The 22,467-nt window shown below is 70.2% G+C and carries 22 protein-coding genes; 13 read left to right on the top strand and 9 right to left on the bottom strand.

Going from position 1 to position 22,467, the window contains the following annotated elements; all coding sequences use genetic code 11:
* Positions 1-21: 21 nt before the first annotated feature.
* From V5F59_RS07785 to V5F59_RS07775, 3 genes are all read right to left on the bottom strand, one after another.
* Positions 22-762 (bottom strand): DUF2865 domain-containing protein, encoded by a 741-nt coding sequence (locus V5F59_RS07785; protein ID WP_393982585.1) that lies wholly within the window; start codon positions 760-762, stop codon positions 22-24.
* Between the two features lie 200 nt (positions 763-962).
* Positions 963-1,142, bottom strand: a complete 180-nt coding sequence (locus V5F59_RS07780) for a hypothetical protein (RefSeq protein WP_393982584.1) — start codon at positions 1,140-1,142, stop codon at positions 963-965.
* Positions 1,143-1,297: 155 nt separating this feature from the next.
* Positions 1,298-1,594 carry a hypothetical protein gene (locus V5F59_RS07775; RefSeq protein WP_393982583.1) on the bottom strand — a complete coding sequence of 99 codons (297 nt, stop codon included), beginning with the start codon at positions 1,592-1,594 and terminating at the stop codon, positions 1,298-1,300.
* Between the two features lie 136 nt (positions 1,595-1,730).
* On the opposite strand from V5F59_RS07775, the gene V5F59_RS07770 reads away from it, so the two are divergent.
* The 6 genes from V5F59_RS07770 (at position 1,731) to V5F59_RS07745 (ending at position 9,368) form a co-directional block, all read left to right on the top strand.
* Positions 1,731-2,660, top strand: a complete 930-nt coding sequence (locus V5F59_RS07770; RefSeq protein WP_393982582.1) for a LysR family transcriptional regulator — start codon at positions 1,731-1,733, stop codon at positions 2,658-2,660.
* A gap of 283 nt (positions 2,661-2,943) precedes the next feature.
* On the top strand, positions 2,944-3,438 hold the full coding sequence (locus V5F59_RS07765; RefSeq protein WP_393982581.1) for a formate dehydrogenase subunit gamma: 495 nt from the start codon (positions 2,944-2,946) through the stop codon (positions 3,436-3,438).
* 1 nt (position 3,439) lies between these two features.
* Positions 3,440-5,002, top strand: coding sequence for a formate dehydrogenase beta subunit (locus tag V5F59_RS07760; RefSeq protein ID WP_393982580.1), 1,563 nt, complete (start codon positions 3,440-3,442; stop codon positions 5,000-5,002).
* 17 nt (positions 5,003-5,019) lie between these two features.
* Complete coding sequence (fdhF, locus tag V5F59_RS07755) at positions 5,020-7,860, top strand: formate dehydrogenase subunit alpha (protein ID WP_393982579.1); 2,841 nt, start codon at positions 5,020-5,022, stop codon at positions 7,858-7,860.
* Positions 7,861-8,260: 400 nt separating this feature from the next.
* On the top strand, positions 8,261-9,148 hold the full coding sequence (gene fdhD / locus V5F59_RS07750) for a formate dehydrogenase accessory sulfurtransferase FdhD (RefSeq protein WP_393982578.1): 888 nt from the start codon (positions 8,261-8,263) through the stop codon (positions 9,146-9,148).
* Positions 9,138-9,368: a formate dehydrogenase subunit delta gene (locus V5F59_RS07745; protein ID WP_393982577.1), complete on the top strand. Its 231-nt coding sequence runs from the start codon at positions 9,138-9,140 to the stop codon at positions 9,366-9,368. Before fdhD ends, V5F59_RS07745 begins: the two co-directional genes overlap by 11 nt.
* A gap of 15 nt (positions 9,369-9,383) precedes the next feature.
* Here V5F59_RS07745 and V5F59_RS07740 read toward each other — a convergent pair whose 3' ends face one another.
* From V5F59_RS07740 to V5F59_RS07730, 3 genes are all read right to left on the bottom strand, one after another.
* A complete protein-coding gene (locus tag V5F59_RS07740; RefSeq protein WP_393982576.1) occupies positions 9,384-10,424 on the bottom strand; it encodes a cation diffusion facilitator family transporter in 1,041 nt (346 codons plus the stop codon).
* Between the two features lie 74 nt (positions 10,425-10,498).
* Entirely contained in the window at positions 10,499-11,275 is a 777-nt protein-coding gene (gene pcaD, locus V5F59_RS07735; protein ID WP_393982575.1) for a 3-oxoadipate enol-lactonase, read from the bottom strand.
* Positions 11,276-12,013: 738 nt separating this feature from the next.
* Positions 12,014-12,850 (bottom strand): DUF2189 domain-containing protein, encoded by an 837-nt coding sequence (locus V5F59_RS07730; protein WP_393982574.1) that lies wholly within the window; start codon positions 12,848-12,850, stop codon positions 12,014-12,016.
* 621 nt (positions 12,851-13,471) lie between these two features.
* Between V5F59_RS07730 and V5F59_RS07725 the strand changes: the two genes are divergently transcribed.
* The 4 genes from V5F59_RS07725 to V5F59_RS07710 all read left to right on the top strand — a co-directional run bounded on the left by V5F59_RS07725 (position 13,472) and on the right by V5F59_RS07710 (position 17,225).
* On the top strand, positions 13,472-14,902 hold the full coding sequence (locus V5F59_RS07725) for a hypothetical protein (protein WP_393982573.1): 1,431 nt from the start codon (positions 13,472-13,474) through the stop codon (positions 14,900-14,902).
* 129 nt (positions 14,903-15,031) lie between these two features.
* Positions 15,032-15,784 (top strand): alpha/beta fold hydrolase, encoded by a 753-nt coding sequence (locus V5F59_RS07720; protein WP_393982572.1) that lies wholly within the window; start codon positions 15,032-15,034, stop codon positions 15,782-15,784.
* 89 nt (positions 15,785-15,873) lie between these two features.
* A complete protein-coding gene (cysE, locus tag V5F59_RS07715; protein ID WP_393982571.1) occupies positions 15,874-16,758 on the top strand; it encodes a serine O-acetyltransferase in 885 nt (294 codons plus the stop codon).
* 80 nt (positions 16,759-16,838) lie between these two features.
* The gene (locus V5F59_RS07710) at positions 16,839-17,225 is read left to right on the top strand and encodes a DUF3126 family protein (RefSeq protein WP_393982570.1); all 387 of its coding nucleotides are present in this window, start codon (positions 16,839-16,841) and stop codon (positions 17,223-17,225) included.
* A gap of 42 nt (positions 17,226-17,267) precedes the next feature.
* Here V5F59_RS07710 and V5F59_RS07705 read toward each other — a convergent pair whose 3' ends face one another.
* Complete coding sequence (locus tag V5F59_RS07705; RefSeq protein ID WP_393982569.1) at positions 17,268-19,079, bottom strand: ABC transporter ATP-binding protein; 1,812 nt, start codon at positions 19,077-19,079, stop codon at positions 17,268-17,270.
* 174 nt (positions 19,080-19,253) lie between these two features.
* On the bottom strand, positions 19,254-19,382 hold the full coding sequence (locus V5F59_RS07700) for a hypothetical protein (RefSeq protein WP_393982568.1): 129 nt from the start codon (positions 19,380-19,382) through the stop codon (positions 19,254-19,256).
* Between the two features lie 180 nt (positions 19,383-19,562).
* Between V5F59_RS07700 and V5F59_RS07695 the strand changes: the two genes are divergently transcribed.
* From V5F59_RS07695 to V5F59_RS07685, 3 genes are all read left to right on the top strand, one after another.
* The gene (locus V5F59_RS07695) at positions 19,563-19,823 is read left to right on the top strand and encodes a zinc-finger domain-containing protein (RefSeq protein ID WP_393982567.1); all 261 of its coding nucleotides are present in this window, start codon (positions 19,563-19,565) and stop codon (positions 19,821-19,823) included.
* 46 nt (positions 19,824-19,869) lie between these two features.
* On the top strand, positions 19,870-21,057 hold the full coding sequence (locus V5F59_RS07690; RefSeq protein ID WP_393982566.1) for an FAD-dependent monooxygenase: 1,188 nt from the start codon (positions 19,870-19,872) through the stop codon (positions 21,055-21,057).
* A gap of 262 nt (positions 21,058-21,319) precedes the next feature.
* A complete protein-coding gene (locus V5F59_RS07685) occupies positions 21,320-21,832 on the top strand; it encodes a GNAT family N-acetyltransferase (RefSeq protein WP_393982565.1) in 513 nt (170 codons plus the stop codon).
* On the opposite strand, the gene V5F59_RS07680 is transcribed toward V5F59_RS07685, so the two are convergent.
* On the bottom strand, positions 21,829-22,287 hold the full coding sequence (locus V5F59_RS07680) for a DUF6790 family protein (RefSeq protein WP_393982564.1): 459 nt from the start codon (positions 22,285-22,287) through the stop codon (positions 21,829-21,831). The two genes, V5F59_RS07685 and V5F59_RS07680, sit on opposite strands and share 4 nt — an antisense overlap.
* Positions 22,288-22,467 lie beyond the last annotated feature (180 nt).

Here is a 22,467-nt window from a genome sequence, read left to right as displayed (position 1 = left end):
CTTCAAAAGGTGGCGCGCGTGTCAGCGCGTGGCGACGGTCAGCTCGTTGAGGCGGGCGCGCATGTCGCGCGGCAGCTCGGGAAAGCGCGAGGGGCTCACGAAATCCGCCTGCTGGAAGGGCGGGCCGGACTTGGCGCCGCCGAAGACGCGGCTGCCCTCCTGCGTCATCACCACGTCGCCGCGCTTGAGGGTCGGGTCGCGCAGCACCTCGATGCGGGCGAGGCCGCCGGTGCGGCCGCTGGCGGTGCAGGTGCAGCCGTCCACCAGATGCTGCCGGTAGACATAAGCGTTCGGCAGATCCGAATAGGCCTTGCCATCCTTGGAAATGGCCACGTCGATGCCCTTGGCGCTGTCATAGGCGGTGTAGACCGCCATCTTGGCGGCCGGGCAGAAGGCGTTGCACTGGGCCAGCGCATTTGGATCCCCCGCCCCGGCCGGCCGGCCCTGGAGCGGGAAATAGCGCCCGTCGCAGGTGCGCACGCAATAGCCAATGGCCACTCCGCCCGGCAGCCCGCCGGAGGTTCCGGGCACCAGCTCGATCTGCGGCCGGTCGAAGCCGCCGCGCGACCCGAAGCTGCGGCGGCTGCCCCCGCCGAAGATGGCGGAGAAGAAATCCTGCAACGGCGACGCGGAAGGGGCCGCGAAGAAGGAGCCGCGCGCCCCCTGCGCGGCAGCCTCGCCCGCGCAGCCGCAGGCGAGGAGCGCCGCAAGAAGCGCGGCGCGCACGCCATCGCGCCGCCCTCGAAAAAGCCCTGCTGTCACGGCCCCCTCCCCGGATTGCCGTTGGCCGGTTCAACGCCGGCTCAGGCGACCGCCTTCCCCGCGCCCGTTCGCCCGATATGGTTACGGAATACGTTCCGCGCGCAACCGGCAAATGGCCAAGGTCAAGGGATCACGCACTCGTGAGCGAACCATGTCGGCTGCGGCGCAACCGGCACGCCGGCACGCTCCGCAACGGAGCATCAGGCGAGGGCGGAGGGGGAGAAGCCGGGCACCTTGGGGGTCGGCGCGCTTGCGGGAGCCTCGGCGGGTCGCTCGTGCGGATAGGTCAGCACCGCGAGCGTCGGCGTCGCTACGAGCAGCGCCGCGAACAACATGGCCACCAGCGAAATCAGAACGGAACCATGAGCCAAGCCGGGCATGGCGGGACTCCTTCTCCCCATGTCACCCCGTCACCGGTCCGCCGCACCGATGCAGAGCGTGAAGAAAAGGTTAAGGGTGCGGATCGGGTTCCAACGCTCCCGATCACGCTTCCGCGACTACGGTTGCACCCATGCCGGATGCACGTACCGTAGCGCTACCTGCACACCTGCTCCCAGAGCGCCTGCCCCTGCGGGCCGCGGCGCAGCACGTAGGAGCAGCTCGGGCGCGGCGGCGGGCCCCAGCTCTGGGCGTAGACCGGGACACGGACCCGGGAATGGGGCCGCCACACGCAACGGCCGTCGTCGCACACCCAGCGCACGCCCTGCGGCGCGACGGCCTGCGGCAGGGTCGCACCGGCCAGGCCGGGGTTCGCCGGGCCGGCGGATGCGGGGCCGGCCAGGCCGAGGGCCGCGGCGCCGCAGATCACGAGGACCATGAGCCTGTCTCTCACCACCGACCTCCGCCTGCCTGGACCCGAGCGCTGCACATATCGGCAAGCCGGGCGCGCCTCAAGCGCCGTGGCGGCTGCTGCGATGCCGCATGGATTGAGCCTTGCGCTGGCCGGGCCTCAACCTTGATATGACGCCATGATCGACAAACTCGAATATCTGATAGCCCTTGCCCGCGAGCGCCATTTCGGCCGCGCCGCCGAGGCCTGCGGCGTCACCCAGCCGACCCTGTCCGCCGGCATCAAGCAGCTGGAGGACACGCTGGGGGTGCTGCTGGTGCAGCGGGGCTCGCGCTTCATGGGCTTCACGCCGGAGGGGGAGCGCACGCTGGAATGGGCGCGGCGGATCGTGGCCGATTCGCGCGCCATGCGGCAGGACATCGACGCCCTGAAGCGCGGCCTCGCCGGCCCCCTGCGCATCGCCGCCATCCCCACCGCGCTGCCCATGGTGGCGGCGCTGACCACGCCGTTCCGCGCGCGCCATCCGGACGTGCGGTTCACGGTGATCTCCCGCACCTCCATCGAGATCCTGAACCATCTCGAAAACCTGGAGATCGACGCCGGCCTCACCTATCTCGACAACGAGCCGCTGGGCCGGGTGAACACGGTGCCGCTCTATCGCGAGCGCTACCGCCTCGTCACCTCGCCCGACGCCAAGTACGGCGACCGGGATACGGTGACATGGTCCGAGGTGGCGGAGCTCCAGCTCGCCCTCCTCACCCCGGACATGCAGAACCGGCGCATCGTGGACAGCCTGCTCGCCGCCGCCGGCGCCAGCGCCAAGCCCACGCTCGAATCCAATTCCATGATCGTGCTCTTCACCCATGTGCGCACCGGCCTGTGGGCGAGCGTGATGCCGGCCATGCTGGCGGATTCCCTCGGGCTGACCTCGGTGGTGCGCTCCATTCCCATCGTCGAGCCGGACATTTCCCACTCCATCGGCCTCGTGGTGCCCCATCGCGAGCCCACCACGCCCATCACCGCCGCCCTCGTGGCGGAGGCGCGGCGCATCGCCCCGAAGCTGGAACAGGGCGCATTGGCCGACCCGGCCATTGCTGCAATGCAATAAACACCCGCCCGCGAAGGGGCCTCCGGGGGCCCCTTCCGGAGGCCGTCGCATAGAAAAATGCGATCAATATACCAAGAACAGTCCCAGACTGGCGCGTTTGCCGCAGGCAGGACCCTGTCTTTCAGGTGATGCGCCGATCCGGACCGGCCGCCGTTGATAGAGATGTTCTATTGCAACATCCCACAGCTGCCTTGATCACCCCCCCGTGTGTGACACACTTTCCCGCAAGCAAGACGAAGCGGCGGCAACGCGCCTGCAAGCCTTTCGGGAAAGCGAGACGTCCATGGCGGTCTACGAGGATTGGAGCACCGAGCGCGCAGCGCAGGTGATCTCGGAGTTGAGGCATCTCGAAGGGGCCACCATGCCCATCCTGCACGCTTTGCAGGAGACCTTCGGCTTCGTGCCCGACCCGGCGGTTCCCATGATCGCCGAGACGCTCAACCTCTCGCGCGCCGAGGTCTATGGCGTGCTCACCTTCTACCACGACTTCCGCCGCGAGCCGGCCGGCCGCCACGTGGTGAAGCTCTGCGCCGCCGAGGCCTGCCAGTCCATGGGCGGCAAGGCGCTCGCCGACTATGCCGAGGAGAAGCTGGGCGTCGAGATGGGCGCCACCTCCGCCGACGGCCGCGTGACGCTGGAGCCCATCTACTGCCTCGGCCTGTGCGCCTGCGCCCCCTCGGCGCTGGTGGACGGCCACCTGGTGGGGCGCCTCGACCGCGACACCATCGACGAGATCGCCGGCTGCGTCGCCAACGGCAAGAGCTTCGGAGACGTCTGAGATGAAATCCCCCCGCATCTTCGTCCCGAACGACGCCACGGCGGTGGCCTGCGGCGCCGACCGCATCGCCCGCAAGCTGGAAGCCGGGCTGCTTGCCCGCGGCATCACCGCCGACATCACCCGCAACGGCTCGCGCGGCCTGTTCTGGCTGGAGCCGCTGGTGGAGGTGGAGACCGAGCGCGGCCGCGTGGGCTACGGCCCGGTGACGCCCTCCGACATCGAGGAGCTGCTGCACGGCGGCTTCCTGCACGGCGCCGACCATCCTTTGTGCGTGGGCCTGGTGGAGGAGATCCCCTATCTCAAGCGGCAGACCCGCCTCACCTTCGCCCGCATCGGCATCATCGATCCCCTCTCGCTGACCGACTACAAGGCCCACGGGGGCTATCGCGGCCTCGAGCGCGCCATCGCGCTCGGCCCGTCGGCCACCGTGGAGGAGGTGGTGGACAGCGGCCTGCGCGGCCGCGGCGGCGCGGGCTTTCCCACCGGCATCAAGTGGCGCACGGTGGCCGCCGCCCCGGCCGACCAGCGCTACATCGTCTGCAACGCCGACGAGGGCGACAGCGGCACCTTCGCCGACCGCCTGATCATGGAGGCGGACCCCTTCTGCCTCATCGAGGGCATGACCATCGCCGGCCTCGCGGTGGGCGCCACCCGGGGCTATGTCTACTGCCGCTCGGAATATCCCCTCGCCTTCGTGGTGATGGAGAAGGCCATCGAGAAGGCGCGGGAAGCCGGCCTGCTCGGCGCCAACGTGCTGGGCTCGGGCCTCTCCTTCGACATGGAGATGCGCATGGGCGCCGGCGCCTATGTGTGCGGCGAGGAGACCTCGCTGCTGGAGAGCCTGGAGGGCAAGCGCGGCCTGGTGCGCGCCAAGCCCCCGCTGCCGGCCCATGTGGGCCTGTTCGGCAAGCCCACCGTCATCAACAACCTGGTGTCGCTGGCCACCGTGCCGGTGATCCTGGACAAGGGCGGCAAGTATTACCGCGACTTCGGCATGGGCCGCTCGCGCGGGACCATGCCCATCCAGCTCGCCGGCAACATCAAGTATGGCGGCCTGTTCGAGACCGCCTTCGGCATTCCGCTGGGCGAGCTGGTCAACGACATCGGCGGCGGCACGGCCTCCGGCCGCCCGGTGCGCGCGGTGCAGGCGGGCGGGCCCCTCGGCGCGTACCTGCCGGTGCACCAGTTCGACACGCCGTTCGACTACGAGGCCTTCGCGGCCAAGGATGCCCTCATCGGCCACGGCGGCATCGTGGTGTTCGACGACACGGTGGACATGGCCCACATGGCCAAGTTCGCCATGGAGTTCTGCTCCCACGAGAGCTGCGGCAAGTGCACGCCCTGCCGCATCGGCTCCACCCGCGGCGTCGAGACCCTGGAGAAGGTGATCGCCGGCGAGCGGCGCGAGGCCAACCTCGAGATCCTCACGGACCTCTGCCACACCATGAAGCTCGGCTCGCTCTGCGCGCTCGGCGGCTTCACGCCCTACCCGGTCATGAGCGCGCTCACCCATTTCCCGGAAGACTTCGGCGCCGCGCCGAAGCTGCCGGTCGCCGCCGAATAATCCTGAGGAACGCCCCCATGTCGCTCGTCCATGAAATCGACTACGGCACGCCGGCTTCCAAGTCGCAGAAGCAGGTCACGCTGACCATCGACGGCATGTCCGTCACCGTGCCGGAAGGCACCTCCATCATGCGCGCCGCCATGGAGCTGGGGAACCAGATCCCCAAGCTCTGCGCCACCGACATGATCGAGGCCTTCGGCTCCTGCCGCCTGTGCCTCGTGGAGATCGAGGGCCGCAACGGCACGCCGGCCTCCTGCACCACGCCGGTGATGAATGGCATCGTGGTGAAGACCCAGACCGAGCGGCTGAAGCAGATCCGCAAGGGGGTGATGGAGCTCTACATCTCCGACCACCCCCTCGACTGCCTGACCTGCTCCGCCAACGGCGACTGCGAATTGCAGGACATGGCCGGCGTCGTGGGCCTGCGCGAGGTGCGCTACGGCTACGAGGGCGAGAACCACATCAAGATGGGGAAGGACGAGTCCAACCCCTACTTCACCTATGAAAAGTCGAAGTGCATCGTCTGCAACCGCTGCGTCCGCGCCTGCGAGGAAGTGCAGGGCACGTTCGCGCTGACCATCTCCGGCCGCGGCTTCGACAGCCGCGTGTCGCCGGGCATGGACGAGCCCTTCCTCTCCTCGGAATGCGTCTCCTGCGGCGCCTGCGTGCAGGCCTGCCCCACCGCGACGCTGAACGAGAAGGCCATGTACAACATCGGCACCCCCGAGCATTCGGTGGTGACGACCTGCGCCTACTGCGGCGTGGGCTGCACCTTCAAGGCCGAGATGCGCGGCGACGAGCTGGTGCGCATGGTGCCCTACAAGGACGGCAAGGCGAACCGCGGCCACAGCTGCGTGAAGGGCCGCTTCGCCTATGGCTACGCCACCCACAAGGACCGCATCCTGAAGCCCATGATCCGCTCCTCCATCCACGAGCCGTGGAAGGAAGTGAGCTACGAGGAGGCGATCGCCTACGCCGCCTCCGAGTTCAAGCGCATCCAGGAGAAGTACGGCCGGCGCGCGGTGGGCGGCATCACCTCCTCCCGCTGCACCAATGAAGAGACCTATCTGGTCCAGAAGCTGATCCGCGGCGGCTTCGGCAACAACAACGTGGACACCTGCGCCCGCGTCTGCCACTCCCCCACCGGCTACGGCCTGTCGCAGACCTACGGCACCTCGGCCGGCACCCAGGACTTCGACAGCGTGGAAGAGTCCGACGTGGTGCTCATCATCGGCGCCAACCCCACGGACGGCCACCCGGTGTTCGGCTCCCGCCTCAAGAAGCGGCTGCGCCAGGGCGCCAAGCTGATCGTGGTCGACCCGCGCCGCACCGACATCGTGCGCTCGCCCCACATCGAGGCGGCCTACCACCTGCCGCTGCGCCCGGGCACCAACGTCGCCATCGTCACCGCGCTGGCCCATGTGATCGTCACCGAGGGCCTGGTGAACGAAGCCTTCGTGCGCGAGCGCTGCGACTGGGACGAGTTCCAGGAATGGGCCGCCTTCGTGGCCGACGAGCGCCACAGCCCCGAGGCGGTGGAACGCTACACCGGCGTGCCGGCGGCCGACGTGCGCGGCGCGGCCCGGCTCTATGCCACCGGCGGCAACGGGGCCATCTATTACGGCCTCGGCGTCACCGAGCACTCGCAGGGCTCCACCACGGTGATGGCCATCGCCAACCTCGCCATGGCCACCGGCAACATCGGCCGCAACGGTGTGGGCGTGAACCCCCTGCGCGGGCAGAACAACGTGCAGGGCTCGTGCGACATGGGCTCCTTCCCGCACGAGCTGCCGGGCTACCGCCACATCTCCGACGACGCCACCCGCGCCTCGTTCGAGGCCCTGTGGGGCGTGCATCTCGACGACGAGCCGGGCCTGCGCATCCCCAACATGTTCGATGCCGCGGTGGAAGGCACCTACAAGGGCATGTACGTGCAGGGCGAGGACATCCTCCAGTCCGACCCCGACACCAAGCATGTCTCCGCCGGCCTCGCCGCGCTGGAATGCCTGGTGGTGCAGGACCTGTTCCTGAACGAGACGGCCAACTACGCCCACGTCTTCCTGCCGGGCAGCTCCTTCCTGGAGAAGGACGGCACCTTCACCAATGCCGAGCGCCGCATCCAGCGCGTGCGCAAGGTGATGGCCCCGAAGAACGGCTATGCGGACTGGGAGGTGACCCAGCTCCTCTCCAACGCGCTGGGCTTCCCCATGACCTACGAGCACCCCTCGCAGATCATGGACGAGATCGCCGCCCTCACCCCCTCGTTCGCGGGCGTGAACTACACGCTGCTGGACGAGATGGGCTCGGTGCAGTGGCCGTGCAACGAGAAGGCGCCGGCGGGCACCCCCATCATGCACATCGGCGGCTTCGTGCGCGGCAAGGGCAAGTTCGTCCTCACCGAGTACGTGCCCACCGACGAGAAGACCGGCCCGCGCTTCCCGCTGCTGCTCACCACCGGCCGCATCCTCTCCCAGTACAACGTGGGCGCCCAGACCCGGCGCACCGAGAACGTGGCCTGGCATCCGGAGGACGTGCTGGAGATCCACGCCCACGACGCCGAGAACCGCGGCATCCGCGACGGCGACTTCGTGAAGCTGGACAGCCGCGCCGGCTCCACCTCGCTGCGCGCGGTCATCTCCGACCGGATGTCGCCCGGGGTGGTCTACACCACCTTCCACCACCCGGTGACCCAGGCCAACGTGGTGACCACCGACTATTCCGACTGGGCCACCAACTGCCCGGAGTACAAGGTGACCGCCGTGCAGGTCTCGCCCTCCAACGGGCCGACCCCGTGGCAGGAGGAGTACGAGAACCTCTCGCGCACCTCCCGCCGGATCGCGGCCGAAGCGGCGGAGTGAAGGACGGTGCCCTCCCCGACGGGAGGGCATGCGCCCCGGCCGGCTGGCGCGACAGCGGAAGGGGAGCGGGGAGCGACGCAAGCCCCCGCGGCAGGCGCCACCTTCCGCGGCAGGGCCGGACACGGGGCCGCTTCGGAAAAGCCCTTCCTGGGTCCCGGACCCGCGCTCCGGCTGCCGCCGTCACGCATCCGGGATGCGGCGACGGAGAACCGGCGTCACGGCCTGCTCTCTCTCTCCGCTCTCTACGGAGGGAGGGGGAAGCCGGCGACGCCATTCTCCCGGCCGGACCAGCGAAGGGACCCGCGTCCACCCGGCCCTCCCCCGCCGGCGCGAAAGGGTTTATCCTTTTGCGATCTCGTCGCTTTGTACCCACCTGAAGGGATGAGACTGAACGGTTGAGATGACCGACACGCCCGACCAGCCCGCATCCTGCCCCCTGCCGCAGGATGCCGCCCTCCCCCCGCCCCCTCCGGCGCGGCGGGTGACGCGCGTGCAGGTGCGCGACGGCAAGGTGTCCGAAGGCGCGCGCGCGGTGCCGGAGGAGGTGCCCGTGGCCCTCACCTTCAACGGCACCACCCACGCCGTGATGATGGCGAGCCCCACGGACATCGCCGATTTCGCCCTCGGCTTCGCGCTGACGGAAGGCATCGTCGCCTCCCCCGCGGAGATCCTCTCCCGCGAGGTGATCGTGCTGGAGGAGGGCATCGAGGCGCGCATGTGGATTCCCGAGGAGAAGATGAAGCATCTCTCCGCCCGGCGCCGCGCGCTCGCCGGCCCCACCGGCTGCGGCCTGTGCGGCGTGGAGAGCCTGGTGGAGGCGGTGAAGCCGGCCGCCCACGTGGCCGCCGCCGCGCGCTTCACCCCCGCCGCCCTCCTCGGCGCCATGGAGGCCCTCGGCCCCCTCCAGTCCCTGAACCACGAGACGCGCGCGGTGCATGCCGCCGCTTATTTCGAGCCCGGCCGCGGCATCCTCGCCACCGCCGAGGACGTGGGCCGCCACAATGCCCTCGACAAGCTGGTGGGCAAGGCGGCGGACGCCGGCTTCGACACCGCCCGCGGCCTGCTGCTGCTGACGAGCCGCGTCTCCATCGAGATGGTGCAGAAGGCGGCCGTGCTGGGCGTCGGCGTCATCGCCGCGGTGTCGGCGCCCACCTCGCTCGCCATCCGCACGGCGGAGGCGGCGGGCATCACGCTCTGCGCCATCGTGCGGGCGGACGGCTTCGAGATCTTCACCCATCCCGAGCGCATCGAGCTCGCTTCACCGGAACGGCAGAACCATGTCGCATAGCACCGCCGAAAAGCTCGTCTACATGGCGAACCAGATCGCCACCGCCTTCGCCACGCAGAAGCACGAGGCGGCGGTGGCTTCCACCCGCGTCCATATCGAGAAGTTCTGGGACCCGCGCATGCGGGCCAAGATCGCCGAGCACATCGCCCACGGCGGCGAGGGGCTTTCCCCCATCGCCCGCGAGGCCCTCGCAGGACTCAAGGCGCCGAAGGCCGCCTGACCGGACGGCGTCCGCTCACACCACATCCCTCGGGGCGAAGGCGCAGGCCATCCGCCCCTGCTCCACCTGCAGCACCGGATGGATGATGCCGAAGCGCGCCTTCAGCCCGGCGCAGGTCTCGGTGAGGAAGTCGTCGTCGAGCCCCGCCCCCGGCCGCACCAGATGCGCGGAGAGGGCGATGGAGGTGGTGCTGAGGCCCCAGATGTGGAGGTCGTGCACCTCGCTGACGCCGGGGCGCGCCGCGAGCCAATGCTCCACCACCTCCGGATCGATGCCGGCGGGCACCGTGTCCATGGAGAGGTTGAAACTGTCGCGCAGCAGCCCCCAGGTTCCGGCGACGATGGCCACCGCGATGCCGAGCGACACCGCCGGATCGAGCCACAGCCAGCCGGTTGCCGAGATCACCGCCGCCGCCACCACCACGCCCAGCGAGATGGCCGCATCCGCCACCATGTGCAGGAAGGCGCCGCGCACGTTGAGATCGCCCTTGCGCCCGGCCATGAACAGCAGCGCCGTGCCCATGTTCACCCCCACGCCTACCAGCGCCACCACCATCACGATGCCGGTCTCGACCGGCTCGGGGCTGGAGAGGCGCGAGAGGGCCTCGACGATGATGCCGCCGGTGCCGATGAGCAGGATCATGGCGTTGGCGAGCGCGGCGAGGATGGAGGAGCGGCCGTAGCCATAGGTGCGCAGCCGCGTCGGCGCGCGGCGCGACAGCCAGGCTGCCGCCCAGGCCAGCACCAGGCCCAGCACGTCGGAGAGGTTGTGGCCGGCATCCGCCAGCAGGGCGAGGGAGCCGGCATAGAGGCCGAACGCCACCTCCACCAAGACGAAGCCGAAGTTCAGCCCCGCGCCGATGGCGAAGGCACGCAGGGAATCGGGCACCGCATGGGAATGGCCGGCATGGCCGTGACCGGCGTGGTCATGATCGGGGTGGTCATGATCGGGGTGGTCATGGCCATCGTGATCGTGCGGCGGGTGATCATCCTCATGGTCGTGGGGATGGCCCGCCCCCTCGTGCCCGCCCGCCGTGCCGTGTCCGTCAGACGCCATGCCCGCCCCCGAAGCGCGTGATCCGCCCCGCATGTTCCATAAGGGCGCGCACGTGTCACCTGCGTGTCGCTGCCTCAGCCGAGGAAGGCGGAGACGATCTTCGCGAAGGCCTGCGGCTGCTCGATGGCCGAGAGGTGGCCGCCGGCCAGGCGCTCCAGCCGCGCGCCGGGGACGGCGGCGGCGATGGCCTCGCCCCAGGCCGGGGGCGTGGAACGGTCGGCCTCGGAGACGATCACCAGCGTCCCGGTGCGGATGGACGGGAGGTCCCCGCGGAAATCCATGTCGCGCATGGCGGCGCTGGTGCCCATGTAGCCCGCGGGCTTTGTGCCCGCCACCATGGCCCGCACCTCGGCCACGCGCCCGGGCGCGGCGGCGCGGAACTCGGGCGTGAACCAGCTGTCGATGACGGAATCGGTGATGGGCTCCACCCCGTCCCGCCGCACCGCCCTGATGCGCTGGTCCCAGAAGCGGGCCGGGCCGGCGTGGGCGGTGGTGTTGGAGAGCACCAGCCGGGTGAGCCGCTGCGGCGCGTTCAGCGCCAGCCACTGGCCCACCATGCCGCCCAGCGACAGGCCGCAGAAATCGGCCCGGTCAAGGCCCAGCCGGTCCATGATGGCGAGCACGTCGCGGCCGAGGTCGCCCATGGCGTAGACCTGATCCGGCGCCGCGCTCTGCCCATGGCCGCGGGCGTCGTAGCGGATGACCCGCCGCTCCCGCGCGAACAGCGGCACCACCTCGTCCCACATGTGAAGCGTGCAGCCCAGCGAATGGGCAAGGATCAGCGGCGGCGCGCCCTCCGGCCCCGCCGTCTCCACATGGAAGCGCTCTCCCGAGACATCGATGAGCGTCACCGCGCACCTCTTCTGGATTCATTATGCCAGATGAGGTGTAGCGCGTTGGCGAGCGGGCGCAAGAGCCGGCGGGAGGCGGTTCCCACTCCTGCGTGCCGGCACGCCGCAAACCCGGACACTCGGCCCCGTCGCAAATTGGATTCCCCGGACAAGCCGGGGGGTGAAGGGGGTGAGAAAAGCCCGCCTTCCCTTCCCCGGACCATCGACGGCAAAGCCGGAGCGCCAAGCCGCGGCCTGTAGCGCAGTTTCGGACGTCGTGCCCCGGCTCGTCCGGGACATCCACTCCCCCATGCCGGCACGTCGCAAACCCGGACACCAGCCCCGCCGCACAGTGGCTTCCCCGGACGCGCCGGGGGATGAGGGAGGTGAGAAAAGAGCGCCTCCGCTCCCCGGACCACCGACGGCAAAGCCGGAGCGCCGGGCCGGGCCCCCTCGCGCAGTTTTGGACGCCGTGCCCCGGCTCGTCCGGGGCATCCACTCCTCCATGCCGGCACGCCGTAAACCCGGACACCCAGCCCCGCCGCACAGAGGCTTCCCCGGACGCGCCGGGGGATGAGGGGGTGAGGCGCTCCATGCCGAGCCGCGAGATGACCGCAGTGAGGGGACCCGCTCCCCTGACCATCGACGGCCCATAGCCAGAACGCTCGGGGCCTTCCTGCGCCGGTACCCGGCTCTCCTTCCGCTCACGCAGCAGCCGGCCGGGGGCTCTTCACGGCAGCCGGCAGCTCATGCCGGCGCCTACACCACCAGCCGGCGGTAGAGGTGCCAGGTGGCGTGGCCCAGCACCGGCAGCACCACGGCGAGGCCGATGAAGAACGGCAGGCTGCCCAGCGCCAGCGCCAGCGCGACGATGAAGCCCCACAGCAGCAGGGTGCCGAAATTCTCGCCCACCGCCCGGAACGAGGTGCGGATGGCGCAGGCGAGATCCACCGGCCGGTCCACCAGCAGCGGCAGGGACACCACCGAGAAGCTCATGGCGAACAAGGCGAACAGGAAGCCCAGGGCATTGCCGGCGACGATCAGCTTCAGCCCCCGGCCGGTGGTGAACAGGTCCGAGGCGAAGGCGGAGATAGAGCGCGGCACGTAGCTGCCGAAGATCCACCAGTAGAGGCCCATGGCCGCCACCAGCCAGATGACGAACGTCACCGTCAGCACCAGGGCGATCATCAGGATCGCGCCGAAGGTGGGGGCGCGCCGCACGTCGAGGGCATAGACGAGGCCGTGGGGCATGCCCATCTCCCGACGCCGGCTCACCTCGTAGAGGCCGACCGCCGTGATGGGTCCCAGCAGCGCGAAGCCCGCCGCCAGCGGATAGAGCAGCGGCAGCACCTCGTAGCCCAGGGCGAGGCGCCCCAGGAACAGCCCCACCAGCGGATAGATGAGCATGAGGAAGAAGAGCTGGCTCGGGTGCTCCCGGAAATCCTCGGCGCCGGCCTTCAGCGCCGCCCACAGGTCGGCAGGGCCGATGCGGCGCACCCGCAGCGCCGCGCCGGAGGAGGCCCGATCAATGGGCATGAAGGCGCCGGACGGCCCCACCGGCGGGGATGACTGGGCAGAGGGCTGGACAGACGACATGGCATACCTCCCGCTTCCGGGCGGCCGATGCCCCGGCAGGAAGGCATCCGCCTTGCCCGGGCCGCATGCTGCGGCGTTGGCGCCATCCTAGCGCCGAAGGCCACGCCGCGCGCCTGCGACAGGAACACGATTTCGGGACTTGGGGCGGCTTCGGGACCCGGATTTGGGGACCCGGACTTGGGGACCCGGACTTGGGGACCCGGGCCTAAAGACCGGAGATCCGGGACCAGGCCCTGAAGACCTGGCCTTTAGGACCTGGCCTTGAAGACCCGGGCTTGGGGGCTTGAGGCGGCAGAAGGCTGCACCGAGCGGCCCCCTGCGGCCGGGCCGGGGGGACTTGCGGTCGCTCATCGCGCCGCGAAGCGGATGCCCCGGACGCGCCCGGACCGGACGCCGCCCATGGCATCCCGCGGCTGCTCCCTCGCCTGCCCGGAGATCACGGCAGCCCCGGCGGCTATTGCGCGCCGCAAAGCGGATGCCCCCCGGATGGGCCGGGACCGGACGTCGCCCATGGCGTCCCGCGGCTGTTTCCTCGCCTGTCCGGAGATCGCGGAAGCCCCGGCGGCTATTGCGCGCCGCAAAGCGGATGCCCCCCGGATGGGCCGGGACCGGACACCGCCCATGGCGTCCCGCGGCTGCTCCCTCGCCTGCCCGGAGATCACGGCAGCCCCGGCGGCTATTGCGCGCCGCAAAGCCGTGCTTAGCTTCTGCCTCGACGCCATGGCCCGCATCCTTGCCCTTCTCACCCTCCTCGCCGCGCTGCTCGGCTGCGCGCCCTGGCTCATGCCCATCGCGAAGGAGAGCGTGAAGCTCATCGCCGCGCGGGACGACCCGGCACGGCTCGCCGACCTTGGCCTTTCCGGCTTCACGGGCGCCGACGCGGAGAAGGCGATCGCCGCCGCCCTCGCCGAGGACGATGGCGAGCTCGCCGCCTCCTACGTGGCCCTCGCCGATGCGCGCGGGCTCGCCCTGCCGCCGGAGCTGCGGGCGAAGGTGGAGGCCGCCAACGGCACATCGGCCCAGTCGCTGCGCTCGGCCACCGCGTTCGGGCTCGGCTTCGTCACCGGCGAGCCCCATGACCTCCCAGGTCTCGCCGGGGCGGCGGTAAGCGACATGATGGTGTGGGGGGACATCCGCGACGCCGGCCGCGAGGGGCTGAAGCTTGCCCGCGGCGAGGAGGCGGACGAGCTGATCCTGGGCCTCTCGGCCGTGGGCATCGCCGTGACCGCCGGCACCTACGCCACCGTGGGCGCGAGCCTGCCGGTGCGGGTCGGCATCACCCTCGTGAAGGTGGCGAAGCGCACGGGCCAGCTTTCGGCCGCTCTCGCCCGCAGCCTCACCCGCGCGGTGCGCGAGAGCGTGGATTTCGCCGCCCTGCGCCGCCTGGCGTCGAGTCCCGCCACCGTGGACGGCGCGGCGCTGAAGGGCGTGGTGCGGGCGGACCGCCTCTCCACCCTCACGCGCATGCTGGACGATGCCGCCCGCATCCAGGCCAAGGCCGGCACCCGCGCCGCCATGGAGGGCCTGAAGGTGGCCGACGGCGGACGCGACCTCTCCCGCGTGGCCCGGCTCGCCGAGGCCAAGGGGCCGCAGACGCTGGCCATCCTGAAGACGCTGGGGCGCGGGGCCATCGTCCTCACCTCGGCCCTGTTCCACCTCATCTGGTGGGCGTTCGCCGCGGCGGCCTACACCTTCGCGCTGGTGTCGTCCTTCAATTCCTTCTGCGTCGCCTGCGCCCGGCGGACATGGAGGAGCAATCGCCCGCGGAAGGGCCGCGACGGCGGCCGCACCGGGCGCCCCCTGCTGCGGTGGCTGAAGGGCAAGCCGGGCCGCATGGCTCCCGCCTCCCGGCGGCCCTTGCCCGACCGGGCCGGAGCCCCCGCCCCGTCGGCCGGCCCCCCCGCCCCTTGCCACCGGCGCGGATGCCACGGAGACCGCCCACGCCCGCTTCCGCGCGGCGGCGGAGGCGGCCCGCTCCCTCGCCGGGGATGGAGCGGGGATGGAGGGTCCACATCCGGCCACGGACGGCGGTTCGACGAAGCAGGTCGCTGACATCGGCGAAGGCATCGAAGCCGGCGCGGCAGCCATGTCCCCCGCCGGCTTGGCAGGCGGGGAGCGGGGCTCTAGTTTCCCCGGCGCTCCGAAGGCACCCCCGATCGTGGTGCCGGCCGAAGGTTCTCCATGTCCCATTTCGATTCCGAAGGCGTCGATATCGCCTATTTCGACATCGGTGCCGGCGATCCGGTCCTGCTGATCCACGGCTTCGCCTCCACCAAGGAGATCAACTGGGTCGGCCCCTCCTGGACCAGGACCCTGACGGAGGCGGGATACCGCGCCATCGGTTTTGATCACCGGGGCCACGGGGAATCGGAAAAGCTATACGACCCAGAGCGTTATCATACGCTCCGGATGGCCGAGGATGCCAAAAGGCTGCTCGACCACCTGGGCATCGAGCGGGCGGATGTGGTGGGCTATTCCATGGGCGCGCGGGTGGGGGCGCAGATGGCCCTGCACTTCCCCCAGGCCGTCCGGTCGCTCATCATGGGCGGCCTCGGCTACCATCTGGTGGACGGCGTCGGCCTGCCCCAGACGGTCGCCGACGCCCTGGAAGCGCCGAGCCTCGAGGCCGTCTCCGACCCCATGGGCCGCATGTTCCGGGCCTTCGCGGATGCCAACAAGGCGGACCTGAAGGCGCTCGCCGCCTGCATCCGCGGATCGCGGCAAACCCTGACGCGGGAAGAGGTCCAGCGCATCTACCAGCCGGTGCTGGTGGCCATCGGCACGCGCGACGCGGTGGCCGGGCCCATCCAGCCGCTGGTGGACCTCCTGCCCGACGGCACCCGCCTGGACATCCCGAACCGGGACCACAATCCGGCGGTGGGCGACAAGGTGTTCAAGGCCGGCGCCCTCGACTTCCTCAAGGCCCGCCCCTGAGGCGGAGCGCGGAACCTCTCCCCTTGGCGCCGCTTGTGCTAGAAAGAGGGCAAGTCAGAGGGGCCAGTCTTTCTCTCCAGGAGGCAGGAATGCCGCAGAATCCAATGCCCGTGCAGGTTTCCGAAGGGTTTGCGCCAAGGCTCACCAAGGCGGGCACGGAGCGGTGGCACGATGTGGTGGACCCTGTGTGGGCACGCCTGCGCAACGAGGCGGAGGAGGCAGCCGAGCGCGAGCCGATGCTGGCCGGCTTCCTTACCGGCGCGGTGCTGGGGCAGCCGAGCCTTGAGGCCGTGATCGGCGAGCGCATCGCCGCCCGCCTCGACCATCAGGACATCCCGGGCGCCGCCATCCGCGCCGCCTGGCTCGAGGCGACGACCCGCGACAAGTCCATCTCCCAGGCCCTGCGCGCCGACATCATGGCCGTGGTGGACCGCGATCCGGCGGCCACCCGCACGCTGGAACCTGTTTTGTATTTCAAGGGCTTCCATGCCATCCAGACACATCGTCTCGCGCACTGGCTGTGGGAGAACGGGCAGAAGGACTTCGCGCTCTACCTGCAGAGCCGCGTGTCCTCGGTGTTCGCGGTGGACATCCACCCGCAGGTGCCCATGGGCCGTGGCATCTTCTTCGACCATGCCACCGGCATCGTCGTCGGCGCCACGGCGGTGATCGAGGACGACGTCTCGATCCTGCAGGGCGTGACGCTGGGCGGCACCGGCAAGGAGAGCGGCGACCGGCATCCCAAGATCCGCCGCGGCGTGCTCATCGGCGCTGGCGCCAAGGTGCTGGGCAATATCGAGGTGGGCCGCTGCGCCCGCGTCGCCGCCGGTTCCGTCGTGCTGAAGGCGGTGCCGCGCAATTCCACCGTCGCCGGCATTCCCGCCAAGGTGGTGGGAGAGGCCGGCTGCGCCGAGCCGTCCCGTTCCATGGACCAGATGTTCGAGGACAACATCTTCGCCGGTGCGGATATCTGACGCGTCATGGCGTGCGGCGGCTTGAACCCGCCGGCGCGGCTCGCCATAAGGCGGCCTTTGGTTCCCGAGGAGGATCACTCTTGGACAAGACCGAGCTTGAGCGCGTGCAGCGCTATTTGCGGACCCTGTTCAACAATCCGCAGATCAAGATCGCTGCCCGCGCAAAGACGAAGGACGTGGCCGAGGTGTTTCTGGGCGAGGAATTCATCGCCACCCTGGACCGGGACGAGGAGGACGGCGAGCTGTCCTACCATTTCCGCATGACCGTGCGCGACACTGACGCGCCGGGCTATCTGCGAACCAAGTTCGGCAATCCGCAGTTCAAGGTGGTGGCCTTCCCCAAGTCCAAGGACACGTCGGAAGTGTACCTCGGCGAGGAATCCATCGGCACGCTGACCAAGGACGAGGAAGGCGGCAAGCTGTCCCAGAACTTCCGCATGGCCATCTTCGATACCGATCTGGAGTGAGCGAAAACCGCGCGGCAGCGCCGCGCGGCTTCATCTTCGGGGTCACGCCGCCAGCCCGCTGCCCAGCCCCTTGGCCAGCTCCATGGCCTGGCGCTCGAACAGGCGGCGGTAGATGCCGCCCTCGCGGCGCACCAGGGCGTCGTGATCGCCTTCTTCCGCGATCCGCCCCTTGTCGAACACCAAGAGCCGGTCAAGGGCGCGCACCGTGGACAGGCGGTGGGCGATGACCAGGGTCGTGCGCCCCACCATCAGCCGTTCCATGGCCTGCTGGATGGCCGCCTCCGATTCCGAATCGAGGGCCGAGGTGGCCTCGTCCAGGATCAGGATGGGCGCATCCGCCAGGAAGGCGCGGGCGATGGCGATGCGCTGGCGCTCGCCGCCGGAGAGCTTCACCCCGCGCTCGCCCACCAGCGTGCCGTAGCCCCGCGGCAGGCCCTCGATGAAGGACGCCGCGTTGGCGAGCTCCGCCGCCCGGCGGATGTCCGCGAAGGAGGCGTCGGGCCGGCCGTAGGCGATGTTCTCCATCAGGGAGCGATGGAACAGCACCGGCTCCTGCTGCACCATGGCGACGGCACGGCGCAGCGACCCCTGGGTGACAACGCGCACGTCCTGCCCGTCCACCGTGACCCGCCCGGACGAGACGTCGTGCAGCCGCTGGATCAGCTTCACGAACGTGGTCTTGCCGGAGCCCGAGGGGCCGACAAGGCCGACGCGCTCGCCCGCATCAATGGTCACCGAGAGGTTCTCGTACAACGGCGTGCGATGGCCGCCGTAGTGGAACGTCACGCCCTCGAAGGCGATGCGGCCCTCCTCCACCTTCGCCGGCACGGCGTCCTTGGCATCGGCGATGGCGACGGCCTGATGATGGATGCCCACCAGCTCCTCCAGCTCGTTCACCGAGCGCTGGAGATTGTGCACGTGCATGCCGATGTCGCGCAGGTAGGAGTGCACGACGAGATAGGTGGTGAGCACGTAGGCGATGTCGCCCGCCCCCGCCTCGCCCTTGTGCCACAACACCAGCGCCGTGCCGATGATGGAGGCCTGGAGCACCACCAGGGCCAGGAGCTGGGCGGTGCCGGCCCAGGTGCCGGCCATCCACGTGCGCATCGTGCGGGCGTTCCACTTGGCGAGCACGCGGGTGAGACGCTCCTCCTCCCGCTCCTCGGCGCCATAGGCCTTCACCACGGCGTTGCAGCCCACCGCATCCGCCAGCACGCCGCCGACGCGGGTATCCCACGCATTGGAGAGCCGAGCCGCCGGCGCCACGTAGGTCACGGACAGCACGAGGGTCAGCGCCACGAAGGCAACCGCCCCGATGGCCACCACGAGGCCCATCACCGGCCAGTGCCAGCCGAGCAGCAGCGCCGAGCCGGCGAGCGCCACCACGGAAGGAAACAGCGCCACCAGCAGCGTGTCGTGCAGCACGTCGAGGGACCACATGCCCCGCGAGATCTTGCGCACGGTGGAGCCGGCGAAGGTGGAGGCATGCCAGTCCGCCGAGAAGCGCTGAACGCGGGCGAAGGCATCCGCCGCCACGTCCGACATCATCCGCAGCGTCAGCCGCACGATGATGACGTAGGTGGCGTGGCGCGCCGACACCATGACGAAGCCCAGCGCGACGATGGCGAGGAACGCCGCTGTCGCGCCCCGCCAGGCCGCCTCCCGGTCGGCGAGGGACAAGGCGTCGATGAGCCGCCCGGCGAAGAGCGGCACGAAAACCTCCGCCAGCGTCGCCACAAGCACGGCGGCGAGCGTCGCGGCGATCACGCCACGGCGGCGGCGCCAGTGAGCGAACAGGAAGGCAAAGACCGCGCGGGGCGATATCTCGCGCTTGTGGGTCTGGAACAGCGACATGACACATCCCGGCCACGCGCGGTGCGCCCTCCATGGCGCACGGGCCGGTCCCTGGTTCGGACAAGGGGGAAGGCGGCGCGCGCAGCGCCGCATCTGGTGGGCTGGATCAGCGGACAGGCGCCATTGCCCCGGTAAAGGCGGGGACGGCAGCGCGTGCCTGTGGAAAGCTGCCGGCTAGCAGCCGGAGTTGCGGCCTGGGACAGCCTTGGCCGGGAAGGCCTTGGGAACGACGTCCGTGAAGTGCGTGCGCTCGAACACGCCGCCACGGACGGGGAACGGCCGGCCGATCATCACGTGATTCATGGACTCGACCCTCCCTCTCTCCACGCTTCCGTTAAGTTACCTCCGACGGAAGGATCCGTCGAGCCCGCGCCCGCGCTCATGTTCATGGCTGCGGCGCATCTGCCGCGGTGCGAGGCCTTTCACCAAGGCGCATCAGACGCTAAGGTCGCGGCGCTTTTTTGAACGCGCACGGGCGGAACCATGGCGGACACCGGCATTCCCCACTTCTGCAATGATCTCGGCGTCACCCTCATCGAGGTGGGCAGCAAGGAGTTCATGTGCATCGGCGCGAAGCCGCCCTTCGACCATCCGCACATCTTCATCGACCTCGGTGACGATACCGAGCACGTCTGCCCCTATTGCTCCACGCTGTATCGCTACAACCCGGCCCTCGCGGCGGGCGAGGCCAAGCCGGAGGAGTGCGTGTGGCATGACGAGGCCTCGGCCCTTAGCGCCGCCTGAACCGGAGCCCCTATCGGCCGGCTCCCCCCGGGAGCCGGATCGCACCATGGCTGAGCCCATCCCTTTCCGCCCGCGCCCCAGGCGCGCGGCCCGCAGCGCCGTCATCGTCGGCGCGGGCATCGGCGGGCTCGCCTGCGCCATCGCCCTGCGGCGCGCCGGCCTCACCGTTCAGGTGGTGGAGCAGGCGCGCAAGCTGAAGGAAGTGGGCGCCGGCCTCCAGCTCACCCCCAACGCAACGCGCATCCTGCGCGACTTCGGACTGCTGGCACGCCTGGAGCAGGTGGCGGTGGCCCCCCGCTCCCTCGACGTGCGCGACGGGCGCAGCGGCGCGACCATCACCCGCGCCCATTACGGCCCGGCAGTGACGCGATACGGGGCGCCGTTCCTCGTGGTCCACCGCGCGGATCTCCAGAACCTGCTCGCCGACGCGGCCCGGGCGGAAGGCGCCATCCTCACCCTGGGCTCCGACCTCACGGCGGTGGAGCCCTCCTTCGGCGGTGTGCGCGCGGTGGTGAAGCAGGGGGAGAACCTGCTGGCCCATGGCGCCGACATTCTTGTCGGGGCCGATGGCGTGCGCTCGGCGGTGCGCGCGCACCTCGGCGTCAAGGACCCGCCGGTGTTCGCCCGCCGCCTCGCCTTCCGCGCCACCGTCCCGGTGCCGGACCGCCATCCGCCGGACGTGCGGCTCTATCTTGGCCGCGACGCCCATCTGGTGGTCTATCCGGTGAAGGGGGGGCAGATGCTCAACCTCGTCGCCATCGTGAAGCAGACGGAGCCTGTCGCCCGCTGGAGCGCGCCGGGCGACAGCGCGGCGGTGCATGCCGCCTTCGCGTCCTGGGCGCCGGAGGTGCGCAAGCTGCTCCAGAGCGCCTCCCATTTTCTGTGCTGGGGCCTCTACGACATCGATCCCCTGCCCCGCTGGAGTTCGGGCCGGGTCGCGCTGCTGGGCGATGCCGCCCACGCCATGCTGCCGTTCCTCGCCCAGGGCGCAGCGCAGGCCATCGAGGATGCGGCCTGCCTTGCGCGCAGCATCGAGACGCAAACCGACGCCGCCTCCGCACTCAAGGCCTATGAGACGGAACGGCGCGGGCGCACGGCGCGCATCCAGAGCGAAGCCCGGCGCAACGGCATCGTCTATCACCTCTCCGGTCCACCGCGGATCGCCCGCGACCTGGTGCTGCGCAGCACCGGCGCCGGCCTCCTCGACCGCTACGGCTGGATCTACGGCGCCTGAACGGCGGCTGTTCCAGAGCTTCAGAGCGTGCTGGCGCAGGTTTGCCGCTGGACCGGCCGCAGCGGGCGTGCTATCGCCCGCGCCGCGCCGGAAGCCGGCGAAATGAGGAGAAGGCCGGCCGTGCCCATCATCAGGCTCGAGCGACGACGACAGGACAAGGCGCGCCACCGCGCGCGGCCGAACCTGCACGACTGACCCGCCGCCCGAGCCCTCCGCTCCTGCGGCCATGCGGGTCCTCACCCCTCGCCGCAAGAACCGGAACATGACCGAGCTGCCCCTTTCCATCGCCCTCGAAACCCCGGCCGACGACCAAGACATCGACAAGCTGCACGAGCGGACCTTCGGCCCCGGCCGGTTCGCCCGCACGGCCTTCCGCATCCGCGAGCAGACTGGGCACGAGCGTGCGCTCTCCTTCACCGCGCGGGTGGGCAACATGCTGGTGGGCTCGGTGCGGCTCACGCAGGTGCGGATCGGCACCACCCCCGCATTGCTGCTCGGCCCCCTGACGGTGGAGCCCCCGTTCCAGTCGGTCGGCATTGGCGCGCGGCTGATGGAGGTCGCCCTCGGCGCCGCGCGGCAGGCCGGGCACCGGCTGGTGGTGTTGGTGGGCGACGCGCCCTATTACGCCCGCTTTGGCTTCAGCCGCATCCCGTTCGGCGTGGTCACCCTGCCTGGGCCCGTGGATCCCGCGCGCCTGCTGGTGGCGGAGTTGGCCGACGGCGCGTTCGCCGGCGTGGCGGGCATGGTCAGCGGTGCTGGCGAAAAGGCGACCTAGGGCCCGCTCCGCCAGGCCAGCAACACGAAGAGCAGGAACGCGATGGCAAGATCGGAGGCCATCGCGACGGTCTCCATGCGGTTGCGCTCGCCGCGCATCAGGTGCTTCAGGCCCGCAAGCAAGTAAAAGGTCCCGCCCGCGACGGCGGCGGCCAGGCGGAAAGCCGGAAACGGCAAGGAGAGCAGCCCCAGCAGTCCGAAGGCGAGGTTGGCGAAGCCGAGCTCCTGCACGATCACGTGCAACCGCGGATCCTCGATCCCGAAGATGGTGCCCGCCGTGTATGCCGGCTGCGCCACCTGCTTCACCCCGGCGAAGGCGAGCCGCACGCCCACGGCCCAGAACACGAACCACCTGAAGGCGAGCGCAGCCGGCGCCCCGCCGGCTGCCGCCATTTCCACGCCAATGGAGACCAGCGGCAGCACCAGCATCAGGAGGAGGATGGCGGCGAGATACATGAGCGACCCCAACGCAGATACACGGTCATCCTACGGCCTCGCCACGCCGCCTTGAAACAGCCAGCCGGGGCATCACAAAGGCGGCGCAACCGCCCCTCGCGGGAGGCATTCGCCTAAATGAGGTACTGTTCAGCAACGCCCGGAGCTTCTATCCCTAAGGCAGGAACGAAAACCGGCGGG

The sequence above is a fragment of the Xanthobacter nonsaccharivorans genome, assembly GCF_043194755.2.
Taxonomy (GTDB): Bacteria; Pseudomonadota; Alphaproteobacteria; order Rhizobiales; family Xanthobacteraceae; genus Xanthobacter; species Xanthobacter autotrophicus_G.
Note: the sequence above shows the minus strand (reverse complement) of the source record. Positions and strands in the feature narration are given on the sequence as shown.

Coding starts and splice junctions, on each gene's coding strand:
- V5F59_RS07780 (WP_393982584.1), bottom strand. CDS start 1,142: ATGCCCGGCTTGGCTCATGGTTCCGTTCTGATTTCGCTGGTGGCCATG.
- V5F59_RS07770 (WP_393982582.1), top strand. CDS start 1,731: ATGATCGACAAACTCGAATATCTGATAGCCCTTGCCCGCGAGCGCCAT.
- V5F59_RS07765 (WP_393982581.1), top strand. CDS start 2,944: ATGGCGGTCTACGAGGATTGGAGCACCGAGCGCGCAGCGCAGGTGATC.
- V5F59_RS07760 (WP_393982580.1), top strand. CDS start 3,440: ATGAAATCCCCCCGCATCTTCGTCCCGAACGACGCCACGGCGGTGGCC.
- fdhF (WP_393982579.1), top strand. CDS start 5,020: ATGTCGCTCGTCCATGAAATCGACTACGGCACGCCGGCTTCCAAGTCG.
- fdhD (WP_393982578.1), top strand. CDS start 8,261: ATGACCGACACGCCCGACCAGCCCGCATCCTGCCCCCTGCCGCAGGAT.
- V5F59_RS07745 (WP_393982577.1), top strand. CDS start 9,138: ATGTCGCATAGCACCGCCGAAAAGCTCGTCTACATGGCGAACCAGATC.
- V5F59_RS07740 (WP_393982576.1), bottom strand. CDS start 10,424: ATGGCGTCTGACGGACACGGCACGGCGGGCGGGCACGAGGGGGCGGGC.
- V5F59_RS07730 (WP_393982574.1), bottom strand. CDS start 12,850: ATGTCGTCTGTCCAGCCCTCTGCCCAGTCATCCCCGCCGGTGGGGCCG.
- V5F59_RS07725 (WP_393982573.1), top strand. CDS start 13,472: ATGGCGTCCCGCGGCTGCTCCCTCGCCTGCCCGGAGATCACGGCAGCC.
- V5F59_RS07720 (WP_393982572.1), top strand. CDS start 15,032: ATGTCCCATTTCGATTCCGAAGGCGTCGATATCGCCTATTTCGACATC.
- cysE (WP_393982571.1), top strand. CDS start 15,874: ATGCCGCAGAATCCAATGCCCGTGCAGGTTTCCGAAGGGTTTGCGCCA.
- V5F59_RS07705 (WP_393982569.1), bottom strand. CDS start 19,079: ATGTCGCTGTTCCAGACCCACAAGCGCGAGATATCGCCCCGCGCGGTC.
- V5F59_RS07700 (WP_393982568.1), bottom strand. CDS start 19,382: ATGAATCACGTGATGATCGGCCGGCCGTTCCCCGTCCGTGGCGGCGTG.
- V5F59_RS07695 (WP_393982567.1), top strand. CDS start 19,563: ATGGCGGACACCGGCATTCCCCACTTCTGCAATGATCTCGGCGTCACC.
- V5F59_RS07690 (WP_393982566.1), top strand. CDS start 19,870: ATGGCTGAGCCCATCCCTTTCCGCCCGCGCCCCAGGCGCGCGGCCCGC.
- V5F59_RS07685 (WP_393982565.1), top strand. CDS start 21,320: ATGACCGAGCTGCCCCTTTCCATCGCCCTCGAAACCCCGGCCGACGAC.
- V5F59_RS07680 (WP_393982564.1), bottom strand. CDS start 22,287: ATGTATCTCGCCGCCATCCTCCTCCTGATGCTGGTGCTGCCGCTGGTC.